Origin of the sequence: Thioalkalivibrio sp. ALM2T (genome assembly GCF_000381505.1) — a bacterium.
GTDB classification, from domain to species: Bacteria; Pseudomonadota; Gammaproteobacteria; order Ectothiorhodospirales; family Ectothiorhodospiraceae; genus Thioalkalivibrio; species Thioalkalivibrio versutus.
In genome coordinates, this window is record NZ_KB906578.1 from 1 (window position 1) to 15,347 (window position 15,347).

A 15,347-nucleotide genomic window follows, 5' to 3' on the forward strand; every position below is an offset into this window, starting at 1 on the left:
CATCGCCGCCGTCAGCGTCGTTTTCCCATGGTCCACATGACCAATCGTACCCACATTCACATGCGGCTTCTTACGCTCGAACTTTTCCTTGGACACAGCTCAAACCTCTTTACAGTTCTTTCAAATAACGCGAATTCGGGATCAGGACGCCTTGGCGGCTACCGCCTCGGCGATCTGCGCGGGGGCCTCGGCGTACTTCTCGAATTCCATCGAGTAGGTCGCGCGACCCTGACTCATCGAGCGCAACTGGGTCGAGTAGCCGAACATCTCGGACAGGGGAACCTCGGCCCGCAGAAGCTTCTGCCCGGCGACGTCCTCCATGCCCTTCACCAGGCCACGACGGCGATTGAGGTCGCCCATCACGTCGCCCATGTACTCTTCGGGTGTCTCCACCTCGACCTTCATCATCGGCTCAAGAAGCACGGCGCCGGCCTTCAGCGCGCCTTCCTTGAAGGCCATGGAGCCCGCAACCTTGAACGCCATCTCGTTGGAGTCAACGTCATGGTAGGAGCCGTCGAACAGCGTGACCTTCACGTCCTCGACCGGATAGCCGGCCAGCACACCATTGGACATCTGCTCGGCCACACCCTTGTTGACCGCCGGGATGTAGTCCTTGGGCACCACACCGCCCACGATCGCGTTCTCGAACTGGTACCCGCTACCGGGTTCCAGCGGCTCGAGGCGCAGCCACACGTGGCCATACTGGCCGCGACCGCCCGACTGCCGCACAAACTTGCCTTCCTGCTCGACCGTCTTGCGAATGGTCTCGCGGTAGGCCACCTGGGGCTGGCCGACGTTCGCCTCGACCTTGAACTCGCGCTTCATGCGGTCCACCAGTACCTCGAGATGGAGCTCGCCCATACCCGAGATGATGGTCTGACCGGACTCTTCGTCGGTATGCACCTTGAAGGACGGATCTTCCTGCGCCAGTTTGTTCAGCGCGATGCCCATCTTTTCCTGGTCGGTCTTGGTCTTCGGCTCGACCGCGATGGAGATCACCGGCTCCGGGAACTCCATGCGCTCAAGCTCGACCGGGTCATTCGGATCGCACAGCGTCGTACCGGTGTAAAGATCCTTCAGGCCCACTACCGCGCCGATGTCGCCTGCACGTAGCTCCTTGATCTCTTCGCGGGAGTTGGAGTGCATCTGCAGGATACGACCAATCCGCTCGCGGCGGTTGTTTTGCGTATTCAGCACCGAGTCCCCAGCCGACAGAACGCCCGAATAAACGCGGACGAACGTCAGGGAACCCACATAGGGGTCGGTCATGATCTTGAACGCCAAAGCCGCGAAGGGCTCGTCGTCCGACGCGTGCTTGGCCACCGGCTCTTCGGTGCCCGCCTTCACGCCCTTGATCGCCTTGACCTCCTCCGGAGAGGGCAGGTACTCGACAACCGCATCCAGCATTGCCTGGACGCCCTTGTTCTTGAACGCGGAACCGCACAGCATCGGGACAATCTCGAGCGCGAGGGTCCGCTGGCGCAGGGCCGACTTGACTTCTGCCTCGCTGAGATCGCCCTCGTTGAGGTACTTGTCCATCAACTCTTCGTTCGCCTCGGCGGCGGCCTCGAGCATATTCTCGCGCCACTTGTCGGCTTCGGCCTTGAGGTCATCGGGGATGTCCTTGTACTCGAAGCTGATACCGAAGTTCTCTTCGTCCCAGTAGATCGCCTGCATCTTAACCAGGTCGATCACACCCTTGAACTGGTCTTCGGCGCCAATCGGCAGCTGGATCGGCACCGGGTTGGCCTGCAGCCGCTCCTTCATCTGCTCGTAGACACGCAGGAAATCGGCGCCGGCGCGGTCCATCTTGTTGACGAACGCGAGACGCGGCACGGCGTACTTGGTTGCCTGACGCCAGACCGTCTCGGATTGCGGCTGCACACCGCCCACGGCGCAATACACCATGACCGCGCCGTCGAGCACGCGCATGGAACGTTCGACCTCGATGGTGAAGTCCACGTGCCCGGGCGTATCGATGATGTTCACTCGATGCTCGTCGAACTGCTTGGCCATGCCGGACCAGAAGCTGGTGGTCGCCGCGGAGGTAATGGTGATCCCGCGCTCCTGCTCCTGCTCCATCCAGTCCATCGTGGCGGCGCCGTCATGCACCTCGCCGATCTTGTGCGACAGACCGGTATAGAACAGGATGCGCTCGGTCGTCGTCGTCTTGCCGGCGTCGATGTGCGCGCTGATCCCGATATTCCGGTAGCGCTTCAGTGGTGTCTTGCGTGCCACGGTGAGCCTCTCTAAATCTGGTTTACCAGCGGAAGTGAGCGAACGCCTTGTTCGCTTCCGCCATGCGGTGAGTGTCTTCGCGCTTCTTGACGGCCGAACCCTTGCTGTCCGAGGCGTCCATCAGTTCGCCGGCCAGCTTCAGGGCCATGGTGCGCTCGCCCCGCTTGCGGGCGGCCTCGACCACCCAGCGCATGGCCAGCGCATCCTGACGCACCGAGCGCACTTCCACCGGAACCTGGTAGGTCGCACCACCAACGCGGCGGGACTTCACCTCGACACGCGGACGAATGTTGTCCAGGGCGCGTTCCAGCGCACCCATCCCGTCGCCCTGCTTGGACTCGATCTGGTCCAGGGCGCCATACACGACCTGTTCGGCGACGGACTTCTTGCCGTCACGCATCACCGTGTTGATGAACTTGGCCAGGCGCTCGCTTCCGAACTTCGGGTCGGGGAGGATGTGACGCTTGGGGGCTGCTGCTCTTCTAGACATGTTTCAGTTCCCGGACTGGATCATGGATCACGGTTAGGATTTGGGACGCTTGGCGCCGTACTTGGACCGGCCCTGCATGCGCTTCTGCACACCCTGGGTGTCCAGGCTGCCGCGCACCGTGTGGTAACGCACACCCGGGAGATCCTTAACACGGCCGCCACGAATCAGGACCACCGAGTGCTCCTGCAGGTTGTGGCCTTCCCCACCGATGTAGCTACTGACTTCGTAGCCGTTGGTCAGCCGCACGCGCGCAACCTTGCGCAGCGCGGAGTTCGGCTTCTTCGGGGTGGTCGTGTAGACACGGGTGCAGACCCCGCGCTTCTGCGGGGAACCCTGCAGCGCCGGCACGTCGCTCTTTTCGACGGGGCGCTTGCGGGGCTTGCGTACCAACTGGTTGATCGTGGCCATGAAACCCTTTCTCCTAGCCTAAAAATAACGACAGGCCGGCGCCGAGACCGGACTGTCGAGGGAGCGGAAGTCTAATCGCAGCCCCCGTGAGTGTCAAGGTGGGACGGGTCACTCGGACCCGTCTTCCGTGGTACCCGGGTCGGTCGTGGCCGGTTCGGAGTCGGCGATCACCGCCGGCGCCTCCGCGACCGTCTCGAACTCGGGCATTTCCAGTGCGCGCTTGCGGCGACGCTCCTTGTGATAGGCGAGGCCCGTCCCCGCGGGGATCAGGCGTCCGACAATCACGTTTTCCTTCAGGCCGCGCAGATCATCACGCGCACCGCGGGTCGAGGCCTCGGTGAGCACGCGGGTGGTCTCCTGGAAGGAGGCCGCAGAGATGAACGATTCGGTCACCAGCGACGCCTTGGTGATACCCAGGAGCACGCGCTCGTAGGTTGCCGGCTGCTTGTCGGTACCCAGCTGTTCGTTCTCCTCCAGGACCCGGATGCGATCGACCTGATCCCCGGCGAGGAACTTGGTGTCACCGGCGTCCTCGATGTTCACCTTGCGCATCATCTGGCGGACGATCACCTCGATGTGCTTGTCGTTGATCTTCACACCCTGGAGACGGTAAACGTCCTGGATCTCCTGGACCTGGTACTCGGCCAGGGTGGTGACACCGCGCAGACGGATGATGTCATGCGGATCCAGTTCACCGTCCACCACGACCTCGCCACGCTCGACGCGCTCGCCTTCGAACACGTTCACGGTACGCAGCTTGGGAATCATCATCTCGACCGGGTCACCCTTGTCCGGGGTGATCACGAGACGCTGCTTGCCCTTGGTCTCCTTGCCGAAGGACACGGTGCCCGAGATCTCGGCCAGCACCGCCGGCTCCTTGGGACGCCGCGCCTCGAACAAGTCAGCCACACGCGGCAGACCCCCGGTGATGTCACGCGTCTTGGAGGATTCCTGCGGCAGGCGGGCAATGACGTCACCCACCTCAACCCGGGCGTTGTCCTCCAGGTTGAAGATCGCATTGGCCGGCAGCATGTACTGCGCGGGCATGTCGGTCCCCGGGATGTACACCTCGTTGCCGTCGTCGTCCAGCAGCTTGACCGTCGGGCGCAGATCCTTGCCCGCCGTAGAGCGGCTCTTCGGATCCAGCACCACGTTGGACGACAGGCCGGTGAACTCATCGGTCTCCTTGGTGACCGTCACGTTCTCCACGAAGTCCGCGAGGCGCAGGTTACCGGCCACCTCGGTGACGATCGGATGGGTATGCGGATCCCAGCTCGCGACTTCCTGCCCGGCTTCGACGGCATCGCTGTCGTGGACCGTGATCAGCGCGCCATAGGGAATCTTGTAGCGCTCCCGTTCGCGACCCTGATCGTCGATCACACCCAGCTCGCCCGAGCGCGAGACCGCGACCAGGTTACCGGCCTTGTTGGTGACCGTCTTCAGGTTATGCAGACGGACAGAACCGGAGCTCTTCACCTGGATCGCACTGACCGTCACGGCACGGCTCGCGGCCCCGCCGATATGGAAGGTACGCATCGTCAGCTGGGTACCCGGCTCGCCGATCGACTGCGCGGCGATGACGCCCACGGCCTCGCCGGCGTTGACCTCGTGGCCACGCGCCAGGTCACGCCCATAGCACTTGGCACAAATGCCCTGGCGGGTCTCGCAGGTAATCGCGGAACGCACCAGCACTTCGTCGACCGAAGCGGCATCCAGGGAGTCCACCATGGCCTCGTCCAGCAGCGTGCCGGCCGGGATCAATACCTCATCGGTACCCGGGCGCAGCACATCGACCGCAGTGGTCCGGCCGAGCACGCGGTCGCGCAACGGCTCGACCACGTCGCCACCTTCGATGATCGGCTTCATCTGCAGGCCCTGCTGGGTCCCGCAATCCGGCTGAGTCACCACTACATCCTGGGAGACATCCACCAGGCGGCGGGTCAGATAGCCCGAGTTTGCGGTCTTCAACGCCGTATCGGCCAGCCCCTTACGGGCGCCGTGGGTGGAGATGAAGTACTGCAAGACGTTCAGACCTTCGCGGAAGTTCGCGGTGATCGGCGTCTCGATGATCGAGCCGTCCGGCTTGGCCATCAGGCCACGCATGCCGGCCAGCTGACGAATCTGCGCAGCGGAGCCACGCGCACCGGAGTCGGCCATCATGAAGATCGAGTTGAACGAGTTCTGCTCGACGGTCTCGCCGTCCTTGTTGACGACCTTCTCCTTGCCGAGCCGCTCCATCATGGCCTTGGCGACCTGGTCATTACAGTGAGACCAGATATCCACGACCTTGTTGTAACGCTCGCCCTTGGTCACGAGACCCGAGGCGTACTGGTTCTCGATCTCCTTAACCTGTTCTTCGGCGCCCTGCAGGATCGGCTGCTTCTCGTCCGGGATCACCATGTCGTCGGCGCAGAAGGAGACGCCGGCACGGGTGGAGTAGTAGAAGCCCGCGTACATCAGCTGGTCCGCGAACACCACCGTATCCTTCAGACCCAGGCGGCGATAGCACTGGTTGATCAGGCCGGAGATCGCCTTCTTGTTCAGCTCGCGGTCGATCAGCTCGAACGGCAGACCCTTGGGCATGATGCGCGACAGGATCGCGCGACCCACGGTGGTCTCCAGGCGCAGGTACGGCAGGCTCTCACCCTCGCCGACCTCGGCCATGGTGTCGCCAATCCGCACGGTAACGCGCGCGTGCAGATCCACCAGCTTGTGCTCGTAGGCGCGGTGGACTTCGTCCACGTCGGCGAACGTCATGCCTTCGCCCTTCGCGTTCACCTTCTCGCGCGACAGGTAGTAGAGCCCCAGAACAATATCCTGGGACGGCACGATGATCGGCTCGCCGTTGGCCGGGGACAGCACGTTGTTGGAGGACAGCATCAGCGTGCGCGCCTCCAGCTGGGCCTCCAGCGACAGCGGCACGTGCACGGCCATCTGGTCACCGTCGAAGTCCGCGTTGAACGCGGCGCAGACCAGCGGGTGCAACTGGATCGCCTTGCCTTCAATCAATACCGGCTCGAACGCCTGAATACCCAGGCGGTGCAGGGTCGGTGCGCGGTTCAGCATGACCGGGTGCTCGCGGATCACCTCTTCCAGGATATCCCAGACCTCGGGACCTTCCTTTTCCACCGCCTTCTTGGCGGCTTTGATGGTGGTCGCGAGACCACGGCGCTGCAGCTTCCCGAAGATGAACGGCTTGAACAGTTCCAGGGCCATGCGCTTGGGCAGGCCGCACTGGTGCAGACGCAGGGTCGGGCCCACCACGATCACCGAGCGACCGGAGTAGTCTACACGCTTGCCCAGCAGGTTCTGGCGGAAGCGACCCTGCTTGCCCTTGATCATGTCAGCCAGGGACTTGAGCGGGCGCTTGTTGGTACCGGTGATGGCACGGCCGCGACGGCCGTTGTCCAGCAGCGCGTCCACGGACTCCTGCAGCATGCGCTTTTCGTTGCGCACGATGATGTCCGGGGCATTCAGCTCCAGCAGGCGACGCAGACGGTTGTTGCGGTTGATCACCCGGCGGTACAGATCATTGAGGTCGGACGTCGCAAACCGGCCGCCATCCAGCGGCACCAGCGGGCGCAGGTCCGGCGGCAGCACCGGCAGCACCTTCATGATCATCCACTCCGGCTTGTTGCCGGAATCGAGGAAGGCCTCGACCAGCTTGAGCCGCTTGCCGAAGCGCTTGATCTTGGTCTCGGAACCGGTCTCGCTCAGGTCCTGGCGCAGTTTCGTCGCCTCGGCCGGCAGATCCATTTCCTTCAACAGGCTCAGCACGGCCTCCGCGCCCATCAGCGCGGTGAAGTCGTCACCGTGCTCCTCCATCGCCTCGAGGTATTCCTCGTCGGTCAGGAGCTGGCGCTTCTCCAGCGTGGTGAAGCCCGGATCGGTGACGATGAAGGACTCGAAGTACAGGACCTTCTCGATGTCCTTCAGGGTCATGTCGAGCAGCAGGCCAATCCGGGACGGCAAGCTCTTCAGGTACCAGATGTGGGCAACCGGCGAGGCCAGGTCGATATGGCCCATGCGCTCGCGCCGCACCTTGGTCTGGGTCACTTCGACGCCGCACTTCTCGCACACCACGCCACGGTGCTTCAGGCGCTTGTACTTGCCGCACAGGCACTCGTAGTCCTTCACCGGCCCGAAGATCTTCGCGCAGAACAGGCCATCACGTTCCGGCTTGAACGTCCGGTAATTGATGGTTTCCGGCTTCTTCACCTCGCCAAAGGACCAGGAACGGATCTGGTCCGGGGACGCAAGACCGATGCGGATCGCATCGAACTCTTCCGGCTGGGTCTGTTGCTTGAACAGATTCAGGAGGTCTTTCATTCGCTTGCCTCACAAACTTGGTTTCGAGGGGCGCACTGCGCCCCATCGGATCACAATCGGATCGGAGAAGATCAGTCCTGCTCGAGCTCGATATTGATGCCGAGCGCCTTGATCTCCTTCATGAGCACGTTGAACGACTCGGGGACGTTGGCCTCCATGTGGTGCTCACCGTCAACGATGTTCTTGTACATCTTGTTGCGGCCCTGCACGTCGTCCGCCTTCACCGTCAGCATTTCCTGCAACGTGTAGGCGGCGCCGTAGGCCTCCAGTGCCCAGACCTCCATTTCGCCGAAGCGCTGACCACCGAACTGCGCCTTGCCACCCAGCGGCTGTTGGGTGACCAGCGAGTACGGGCCGGTGGACCGTGCATGCATCTTGTCGTCGACCAGATGGTTCAGCTTCAGCATGTGCATGTAGCCTACGGTGACCGGGCGGTCGAAGCCGTCCCCCGTGCGGCCGTCGTACAACTGGGCCTGCCCCGTTTCCGGCAGGTCCGCCAGACGCAGCATCTCCTTGATCTCGGCCTCTTCGGCGCCGTCGAACACCGGCGTCGCCATCGGCACGCCACCGCGCAGGTTGCGGCAAAGAGCGATGATCTCGGGGTCCGACATGGAGTCGAGGTCGACCTTGCGTTCGCGGTTGTTGTAGATCTTGTCGAGGAACTCGCGCAGCTTCGCGATCTCGGCTTGCGCCTCGAGCATGCGGTTGATCTTGTGGCCGAGACCTCGGGCCGCCCAACCCAGGTGCACTTCCAGCACCTGGCCGACGTTCATGCGCGAGGGCACGCCCAACGGGTTCAGCACCACGTCGACCGGGGAACCGTCCTCGAGGAACGGCATGTCCTCTTCCGGCACGATCATCGAGATCACGCCCTTGTTCCCGTGGCGACCGGCCATCTTGTCGCCCGGCTGCAAGCGGCGCTTCACGGCCACGTAGACCTTGACCATCTTCTGCACGCCTGGCGGCAGGTCGTCGCCCGCGGCCAGCTTGGCCTTCTGGTGCTCGAACTTCTTCTCGAACGCCTCGTGCTGATCCTTGATCTGGCGGCCCAGGTCTTCCAGCTGGCTGTTGACCGCATCATCCTGCAGGCGGACCTCGAACCACTTGTCGCGGGACAGCCCCTGCAGGTACTTCTTGGTCACCTTGGAGCCATCACCCAGCCCATCCGGGCCACCGGCGGCGGTCTTGTTGACCAGCAGCCTCTCGACGCGGGCATAGATGTCATCCTCGTAGATGCGCAGCTGGTCCTTCAGGTCCTTCTGCACCGCGGCGAGATCGTCGGCCTCGATCGACCGGGCGCGGGCGTCTTTCTCCACACCGTCGCGGGTGAAAACACGCACGTCGATCACCGTCCCCTCGATGCCGGATGGCACACGCAGGGAGGTGTCCTTCACGTCCGAGGCCTTCTCGCCAAAGATCGCCCTCAGGAGCTTCTCTTCCGGCGTCAGCTGGGTCTCGCCCTTCGGCGTGACCTTGCCGACCAGGATGTCGCCCGGGTTCACCTCGGCCCCGACGTAGACCACGCCGGACTCGTCCAGCTTGTTCAACAACGACTCGGAGACGTTCGGGATATCCGCGGTGATCTCTTCCTGGCCCAGCTTGGTGTCCCGAGCGACACAGTTGAGCTCCTCGATGTGGATCGTGGTGTAACGATCCTCCTGCACCACGCGCTCCGAGATCAGAATCGAGTCCTCGAAGTTGTAGCCATTCCAGGGCATGAACGCGACCATCATGTTCTGCCCCAGCGCCAGCTCGCCCAGATCCGTGGATGAGCCATCGGCAATCGCGTCACCGCGGGCGATTTCGTCGCCCACCGCAACCAGAGGACGCTGGTTGATGGAGGTGTTCTGGTTGGAACGCGAGTACTTGGTGAGGTTGTAGATATCCACGCCCGGCTCGCCGGCGACGGTTTCGTCGTCGTTCACACGGACCACCACACGACCGGCATCTACCGAGTCCACCGTACCGCCGCGCTTGGCGACGATCGCGGAGCCGGAGTCGATGGCGACGGCGCGCTCGATCCCGGTACCCACCAGCGGCTTGTCGGCCCGCAGGCACGGCACGGCCTGACGCTGCATGTTCGCGCCCATCAGCGCGCGGTTGGCATCGTCATGCTCCAGAAATGGCAGCAACGCGGCGGCCACCGACACGATCTGCTTGGGCGAGACGTCCATGTACTGGATCTTGTCCGGAGACGAGATCGTGAACTCTTCCTGGTGGCGGCAGGACACAAGGTCATCGCTCAGGCGACCTTCCTCGTCCATCGCCGCGTTCGCCTGGGCGATCACGTACTGACTCTCTTCGATTGCGGAGAGGTAGACGATCTCCTCGGTCACCTTGCCCTCTTCGACCTTGCGATACGGCGTCTCCAGGAAGCCGTAGCGGTTGGTGCGGGCATACACGGCCAGCGAGTTGATCAGACCGATGTTCGGGCCTTCGGGAGTCTCGATCGGGCACACGCGACCGTAATGAGTCGGGTGCACGTCGCGCACTTCGAAGCCGGCACGTTCGCGGGTAAGCCCGCCCGGACCCAGGGCCGAGATACGCCGTTTGTGCGTAACCTCGGACAGCGGGTTGTTCTGGTCCATGAACTGGGACAGCTGGCTGGACCCGAAGAATTCCTTGACCGCGGCGGCCACCGGCTTGGCGTTGATCAGCTCCTGCGGCATCAGGCCCTCGCTCTCGGCGACGGTGAGACGCTCCTTGACCGCGCGTTCGACACGCACCAGGCCAAGGCGGAACTGGTTCTCGGCCATCTCGCCCACGCTGCGGATGCGGCGGTTGCCCAGGTGGTCGATGTCATCGGTACGGCCGTTGCCGTTACGCAGGTCAATCAGCACCTTCAGGACATCCAGGATGTCTTCCGGCGACAGCACGCCCGCGCCCTCGTCGGTATCGCGACCCACGCGGCGGTTGAACTTCATCCGGCCCACGGCGGACAGGTCGTAGCGATCTTCCGAGAAGAACAGGTTGGAGAACAGGTTCTCCGCAGCGTCCTTGGTCGGCGGCTCGCCCGGGCGCATCACGCGGTAGATCTCGACCTGGGCCTCCAGCTGGCTCTTGGTCGGGTCCAGACGCAGCGTATCCGACATGTACGGACCGTGGTCGTAGTCGTTGGTGTAGATGGTCTCCAGCGACTTCACGCCCTCGGCGCGCAGCTTGTCGAGCATCTCCTGGGTCAGGGCGTCATTGGCATTGGCGATCAATTCCCCGGTGGACTCATCCACCACGCCCTTGGCCAGCACCCGACCCAGCAGGTATTCGTCCGGCACCCGCAGGGTGTTGATGCCGGCCTTCTCGATCTCCCGGATATGGCGCGGCGTAATACGCCGACCGGCCTCGACAATGACGGTTTCGCCATCGGTAATGTCGATCACGGCGGTCTCGCCGCGCATGCGCTCGGGGATCAGGTCCAGCTCGCCGCCGTCATCGTCGAGGGTGAGCTGGTTGAATTCGAAAAAGGTGGTGAGGATCTCTTCGGTATCCATGCCCAGTGCGCGCAGCAGGATCGACGCCGGCAGCTTGCGGCGGCGGTCGATGCGCACGAAGACCCCGTCCTTGGCGTCGAACTCGAAGTCGAGCCAGGAGCCGCGGTACGGAATAATGCGGGCGTTATAAAGCAGTTTCTGTGCACTGCCCTGGGTCTTGCCCTTGTCGCTGTCGAAAAACACGCCCGGCGAGCGGTGCAACTGCGACACGATTACGCGTTCGGTACCGTTGATGACAAAGGTGCCGTTCTCGGTCATGAGCGGCATTTCGCCCATGTAGACTTCCTGCTCCTTGACCTCCTTGACCACGGTGGAACCCGCCGGGGCTTCCTTGTCGTGAATCACCAGGCGCAAGAGGACACGCAGCGGGGCCGCATAGGTCACGCCACGGATCTGGCATTCCTTCACGTCGAACATCGGCTCGCCCAGGCGATAGCTCACATACTCGAGCTGGACATGACCGGAATAGCTGACGATGGGGAAAACCGACTGAAACGCCGCATGCAGGCCCATCGGATCCCGCCCGTCGGACGCTCGGTCCGCCTGCAGGAAATCCCGATAGGAGGTCAGCTGGGTTTCCAGCAGGTACGGGACTTCGAGGATCTGGGGACGCTTCCCGAAGTCCTTGCGGATACGTTTCTTTTCGGTATAACTGAGGGCCATGGCTTACCTCGGAGGCTAGCTGAACAACGCGCGACAAAACACGCGCCACCACGGGCTGAGGCTGGCGACCAAACGGCCGCCAGCCTCAGGGCTTCGTGATGTACACGAAAACAACAGGCGCAAGCGCCTTCTTACTTCAGTTCGACGGTGGCGCCCGCGCCTTCCAGCTCCGCCTTCATCTTCTCGGCCTCGTCCTTCGGAGCGCCTTCCTTCACGGTCGCCGGCACGCCTTCGACCATTTCCTTGGCTTCCTTCAGACCCAGACCGGTCAGGCCGCGGACGACCTTGATGACGCCGACCTTGTTCTCGCCGAAGCTCGACATCACGACGTCGAACTCGTCCTTGACTTCAGCGGCAGCGGCTTCGCCACCAGCGGCAGCCGGGGCGGCCGCAACAGCGGCAGCGGCGGACACGCCGAACTTCTCTTCCATCTCGCTGATCAGGTCCACAATCTCCAGGACCGTCATATTGCCGATGGCTTCCAGGATATCTTCTTTCGAAACGGCCATTTCTTAATCTCCTAACGGGTCGAGCCCGAATTCATTCAGTACATGCTGCAGAAGCAGGCTTGAAGGGTTCTTCAGGCTGCCTGCTTCTGATCACGGATTGCTGCAACGGTACGCACAAGCTTGCCCGGGACTTCGTTCACCGTACGGGCGAACTTATCGAGCGGTGCCTTCATCGTGGCGAGCAGCTGCGAGAGCGCCTCGTCACGGGTCGGCAGGCTCGCGAGGCGATCGAGATCGTTCGCCCCCATGAGCTGCCCACCAAAGGACACCAGCCGGACCTTCAGCTGATCGTTTTCCTTGGCGAAGTTCTTCACCAGGCGTGCCGCGGAGCCAGGCTCCTCTTCACTGAAGGCAAGGATTAGCGGACCCTGCAGCTCGGGCTGCATGCACGCGAAATCCGTACCCTCAATGGCACGCTTGGCGAGGTTGTTCTTCACCACCCGCAGATAGACCCCGGTAGTGCGGGCCTGCCGACGAAGGTCGGTCATCTGCGCGACCGAGAGACCCCGGTACTCCGCGGCGACCGCGGAATGCGCCGAGGCAGCAACCGTAGCCAGCTCCGAGACAATCGCCTTCTTGTCGTCGAGATTCAAAGCCACGTTGACTCTCCTCTAGTAAGACCACCCGGAGGTGATCGTGAAACCGGGCGAACCCGGCACTTCGGTGCTCCCGTCGCAGGTACTTCCTGAATCGGGTGACACCATCTGCGCAGGCTGGCGTATTAAGCCGGGCCCTGGAGCTCGGCGCCTGCGGTCTTGGATGGCGTGCCGCTTGCGCGACAGCCGACCAAAAACCGTATTTTCTTGCTTAGAGCTCCAACGAGCCCTGATCGACCTTGACGCCCGGACCCATGGTGGTCGAGACGACCACGGCCTTGACGTACTGCCCCTTGGAGGTCGCCGGCTTCATCTTCAGCAGGTCGGCCAGCAGGGCGTTCAGATTGTCGGTAAGCGAATTCGTGTCGAAATCGGCCGCGCCAATAGTGCAGTGGACGATGCCACCCTTGTCGGTGCGGTAGCGCACCTGACCACCCTTGGCATTGGTCACCGCGGTGGCCACATCCGGGGTCACGGTGCCGACCTTCGGGTTCGGCATCAGGCCGCGCGGGCCGAGAATCTGGCCGAGCTGGCCGACCACGCGCATCGCATCCGGGGATGCGATCACCACGTCGAAGTCCATCTGGCCGGCCTTCACCTGTTCGGCGAGGTCGTCCATGCCGACCACGTCGGCCCCGGCTTCCTTGGCGGCATCGGCGTTCGCACCCTGGGTGAACACAGCCACGCGCACAGTCTTGCCATTGCCGTGCGGCAACACGGTGGAACCGCGCACCACCTGGTCGGATTTGCGCGGGTCCACGCCGAGGTTCACGGCCACGTCCACCGACTCGCGGAACTTGGCCTTGGGCAGGTCACGCAGGAGATCAAAGGCTTCGGAGACCGGATACAGGTGACCCGGCGCAACCTTCTCGCGATAGGCCTGCATACGCTTGGAAAGCTTCGCCATGTCAGAGACCCTCCACTTCGAGGCCCATACTGCGGGCACTGCCGGCGATGGTACGCACGGCGGCATCGAGATCAGCCGCGGTCATATCCGGTTCCTTGGTCTTCGCAATTTCTTCCAGCTGGGCGCGCGTCACGGTGCCGACCTTGTTGGTGTTCGGCTGACCGGAACCGGACTGAATGCCGGCCGCCTTCTTCAGCAGGACCGCCGCCGGGGGCGTCTTGGTAATAAACGTGAAGCTGCGATCCGCATACACGGTTATCACCACCGGAATCGGCAGACCGGGCTCCATCTCCTGGGTCTGGGCGTTGAACGCCTTGCAGAACTCCATGATGTTCACGCCGCGCTGACCCAGCGCCGGGCCCACGGGCGGGCTCGGGTTGGCCTTGCCAGCCGCCACCTGAAGCTTGATATACGCTTCGATTTTCTTTGCCATGAGGACTCCCTCGGGTGCAAACGCCTTGCGGCTCCCCGATTAACAGGTGATGACGCTTGCGCGTCTCAGGTTTTCTCGACTTGGTGGAACTCGAGTTCCACGGGCGTCGACCGCCCGAAAATCTGAACCGCCACTAGCAGACGACTCTTGTCGTAGTTGACTTCTTCGACCACGCCATTGAAATCGTTGAACGGGCCGTCAATTACGCGGACCATCTCGCCCACCTCGAACAGCACCTTCGGACGCGGCTTCTCGGCGCCTTCCTGCATGCGCTGCAGAATCGCGTCGGCTTCCTTGTCGCTGATCGGCGCCGGACGGTCCGCGGTGCCACCGATGAAGCCGAGCACGCGCGGCACGGCCTTGACCAGATGCCAGGCCTCGTCGTTAAGGTCCATCTGAACCAGGACATAGCCGGGGAAGAACTTGCGCTCACTCTTGCGCTTCTGGCCGTCCTTCATCTCGACGACCTCCTCGGTGGGCACCAGGATTTCGCCAAAGTGGTCCTGCATGCCGAAACGCTCGATGCGCTCCTCCAGGGACCGCTTCACCTGTGCCTCGAAACCCGAGAATGCCTGTACGACGTACCAGCGTAGTGCCATGGGGAAAATCCTGCTGCTTATCCGATGAACCGACTGATGCCCCAGCCCAGGAACATGTCCAGGAGCCAGAGCATGATCCCCACCAGGATCACGACGGCAATGACGATCAGCGTGGTCTGGGTCGTCTCTACGCGGGTGGGCCACACCATCTTGCGCACCTCGGTGCGCGCGTTGCCCATAAAGCCGGCGAGCTGGCTGCCCTTGGCGGTCGTCATCGCGATCCCGATGGCGACCCCCACGACGGCAAGCAGCCCGAGGACGCGAATCAGAGTGGATTCGTCCTGGAACCAATAGAAGCCCATGACGCCGGCAATCAGCAGCGCCACAGCCACCGCGAGCTTGACCGTATCAAGCACGCCGGTCTGTTCCGATTGTTCACTCATGAATACGTATCACCCGGTGCTGCCGCCATCTCGAAGATGGCAGGCCAGGAGGGACTCGAACCCCCAACCTGCGGTTTTGGAGACCGCTGCTCTGCCAATTGAGCTACTGGCCTAGAAATCGAATCGACAAGAAACAAACGCGAGAGACGACGCACGCGGCGCCGCCTCTCGCGGTCAGTCTGTCAACTTGTCTACTGTATCACTCGATGATCTTGGAGACGACGCCGGCGCCCACAGTGCGGCCGCCTTCGCGGATCGCAAAGCGCAGACCGTCTTCCATCGCGATCGGATTGATCAGGGACAC

At 62.9% G+C, this 15,347-nt stretch carries 12 protein-coding genes, 1 tRNA gene and 1 pseudogene; all 14 read right to left on the reverse strand.

From position 1 onward, the window contains the following. Positions 1-96 (reverse strand): GTP-binding protein (locus F816_RS14765; protein ID WP_018137563.1); only part of this gene is annotated, 96 nt, incomplete at its 3' end. Between the two features lie 45 nt (positions 97-141). Next, positions 142-2,238 carry an elongation factor G gene (fusA, locus tag F816_RS0113695; protein ID WP_018939104.1) on the reverse strand — a complete coding sequence of 699 codons (2,097 nt, stop codon included), beginning with the start codon at positions 2,236-2,238 and terminating at the stop codon, positions 142-144. A gap of 22 nt (positions 2,239-2,260) precedes the next feature. Further along, positions 2,261-2,728 (reverse strand): 30S ribosomal protein S7, encoded by a 468-nt coding sequence (rpsG, locus tag F816_RS0113700; RefSeq protein WP_018143874.1) that lies wholly within the window; start codon positions 2,726-2,728, stop codon positions 2,261-2,263. 33 nt (positions 2,729-2,761) lie between these two features. Next, on the reverse strand, positions 2,762-3,136 hold the full coding sequence (rpsL, locus tag F816_RS0113705) for a 30S ribosomal protein S12 (RefSeq protein ID WP_019595192.1): 375 nt from the start codon (positions 3,134-3,136) through the stop codon (positions 2,762-2,764). A gap of 108 nt (positions 3,137-3,244) precedes the next feature. Next, positions 3,245-7,465 carry a DNA-directed RNA polymerase subunit beta' gene (gene rpoC, locus F816_RS0113710; protein ID WP_019595193.1) on the reverse strand — a complete coding sequence of 1,407 codons (4,221 nt, stop codon included), beginning with the start codon at positions 7,463-7,465 and terminating at the stop codon, positions 3,245-3,247. A 71-nt stretch (positions 7,466-7,536) separates the two neighbouring features. Further along, positions 7,537-11,616 carry a DNA-directed RNA polymerase subunit beta gene (rpoB, locus tag F816_RS0113715; protein WP_019595194.1) on the reverse strand — a complete coding sequence of 1,360 codons (4,080 nt, stop codon included), beginning with the start codon at positions 11,614-11,616 and terminating at the stop codon, positions 7,537-7,539. A 131-nt stretch (positions 11,617-11,747) separates the two neighbouring features. Then, the gene (gene rplL / locus F816_RS0113720; RefSeq protein WP_018143870.1) at positions 11,748-12,125 is read right to left on the reverse strand and encodes a 50S ribosomal protein L7/L12; all 378 of its coding nucleotides are present in this window, start codon (positions 12,123-12,125) and stop codon (positions 11,748-11,750) included. 71 nt (positions 12,126-12,196) lie between these two features. Next, a complete protein-coding gene (rplJ, locus tag F816_RS0113725; protein ID WP_018143869.1) occupies positions 12,197-12,718 on the reverse strand; it encodes a 50S ribosomal protein L10 in 522 nt (173 codons plus the stop codon). Positions 12,719-12,932: 214 nt separating this feature from the next. Further along, entirely contained in the window at positions 12,933-13,628 is a 696-nt protein-coding gene (rplA, locus tag F816_RS0113730; protein ID WP_019595195.1) for a 50S ribosomal protein L1, read from the reverse strand. 1 nt (position 13,629) lies between these two features. Continuing rightward, a complete protein-coding gene (rplK, locus tag F816_RS0113735) occupies positions 13,630-14,061 on the reverse strand; it encodes a 50S ribosomal protein L11 (RefSeq protein ID WP_018650512.1) in 432 nt (143 codons plus the stop codon). Positions 14,062-14,126: 65 nt separating this feature from the next. Next, positions 14,127-14,660 (reverse strand): transcription termination/antitermination protein NusG, encoded by a 534-nt coding sequence (nusG, locus tag F816_RS0113740; RefSeq protein ID WP_017940468.1) that lies wholly within the window; start codon positions 14,658-14,660, stop codon positions 14,127-14,129. A 17-nt stretch (positions 14,661-14,677) separates the two neighbouring features. Then, a complete protein-coding gene (gene secE / locus F816_RS0113745; RefSeq protein ID WP_018167854.1) occupies positions 14,678-15,043 on the reverse strand; it encodes a preprotein translocase subunit SecE in 366 nt (121 codons plus the stop codon). Between the two features lie 37 nt (positions 15,044-15,080). Beyond that, positions 15,081-15,156: transfer RNA gene (locus F816_RS0113750), tRNA-Trp, on the reverse strand. 86 nt (positions 15,157-15,242) lie between these two features. Then, positions 15,243-15,347 (reverse strand): annotated as a pseudogene (locus F816_RS14770) (elongation factor Tu); the annotation flags it as partial.

What these genes read in the sequence shown, in the direction of transcription:
- rpsG (WP_018143874.1), bottom strand. Translation starts at nt 2,728, where the DNA reads ATGTCTAGAAGAGCAGCAGCCCCCAAGCGTCACATCCTCCCCGACCCG.
- rpsL (WP_019595192.1), bottom strand. Translation starts at nt 3,136, where the DNA reads ATGGCCACGATCAACCAGTTGGTACGCAAGCCCCGCAAGCGCCCCGTC.
- rpoC (WP_019595193.1), bottom strand. Translation starts at nt 7,465, where the DNA reads ATGAAAGACCTCCTGAATCTGTTCAAGCAACAGACCCAGCCGGAAGAG.
- rpoB (WP_019595194.1), bottom strand. Translation starts at nt 11,616, where the DNA reads ATGGCCCTCAGTTATACCGAAAAGAAACGTATCCGCAAGGACTTCGGG.
- rplL (WP_018143870.1), bottom strand. Translation starts at nt 12,125, where the DNA reads ATGGCCGTTTCGAAAGAAGATATCCTGGAAGCCATCGGCAATATGACG.
- rplA (WP_019595195.1), bottom strand. Translation starts at nt 13,628, where the DNA reads ATGGCGAAGCTTTCCAAGCGTATGCAGGCCTATCGCGAGAAGGTTGCG.
- rplK (WP_018650512.1), bottom strand. Translation starts at nt 14,061, where the DNA reads ATGGCAAAGAAAATCGAAGCGTATATCAAGCTTCAGGTGGCGGCTGGC.
- nusG (WP_017940468.1), bottom strand. Translation starts at nt 14,660, where the DNA reads ATGGCACTACGCTGGTACGTCGTACAGGCATTCTCGGGTTTCGAGGCA.
- secE (WP_018167854.1), bottom strand. Translation starts at nt 15,043, where the DNA reads ATGAGTGAACAATCGGAACAGACCGGCGTGCTTGATACGGTCAAGCTC.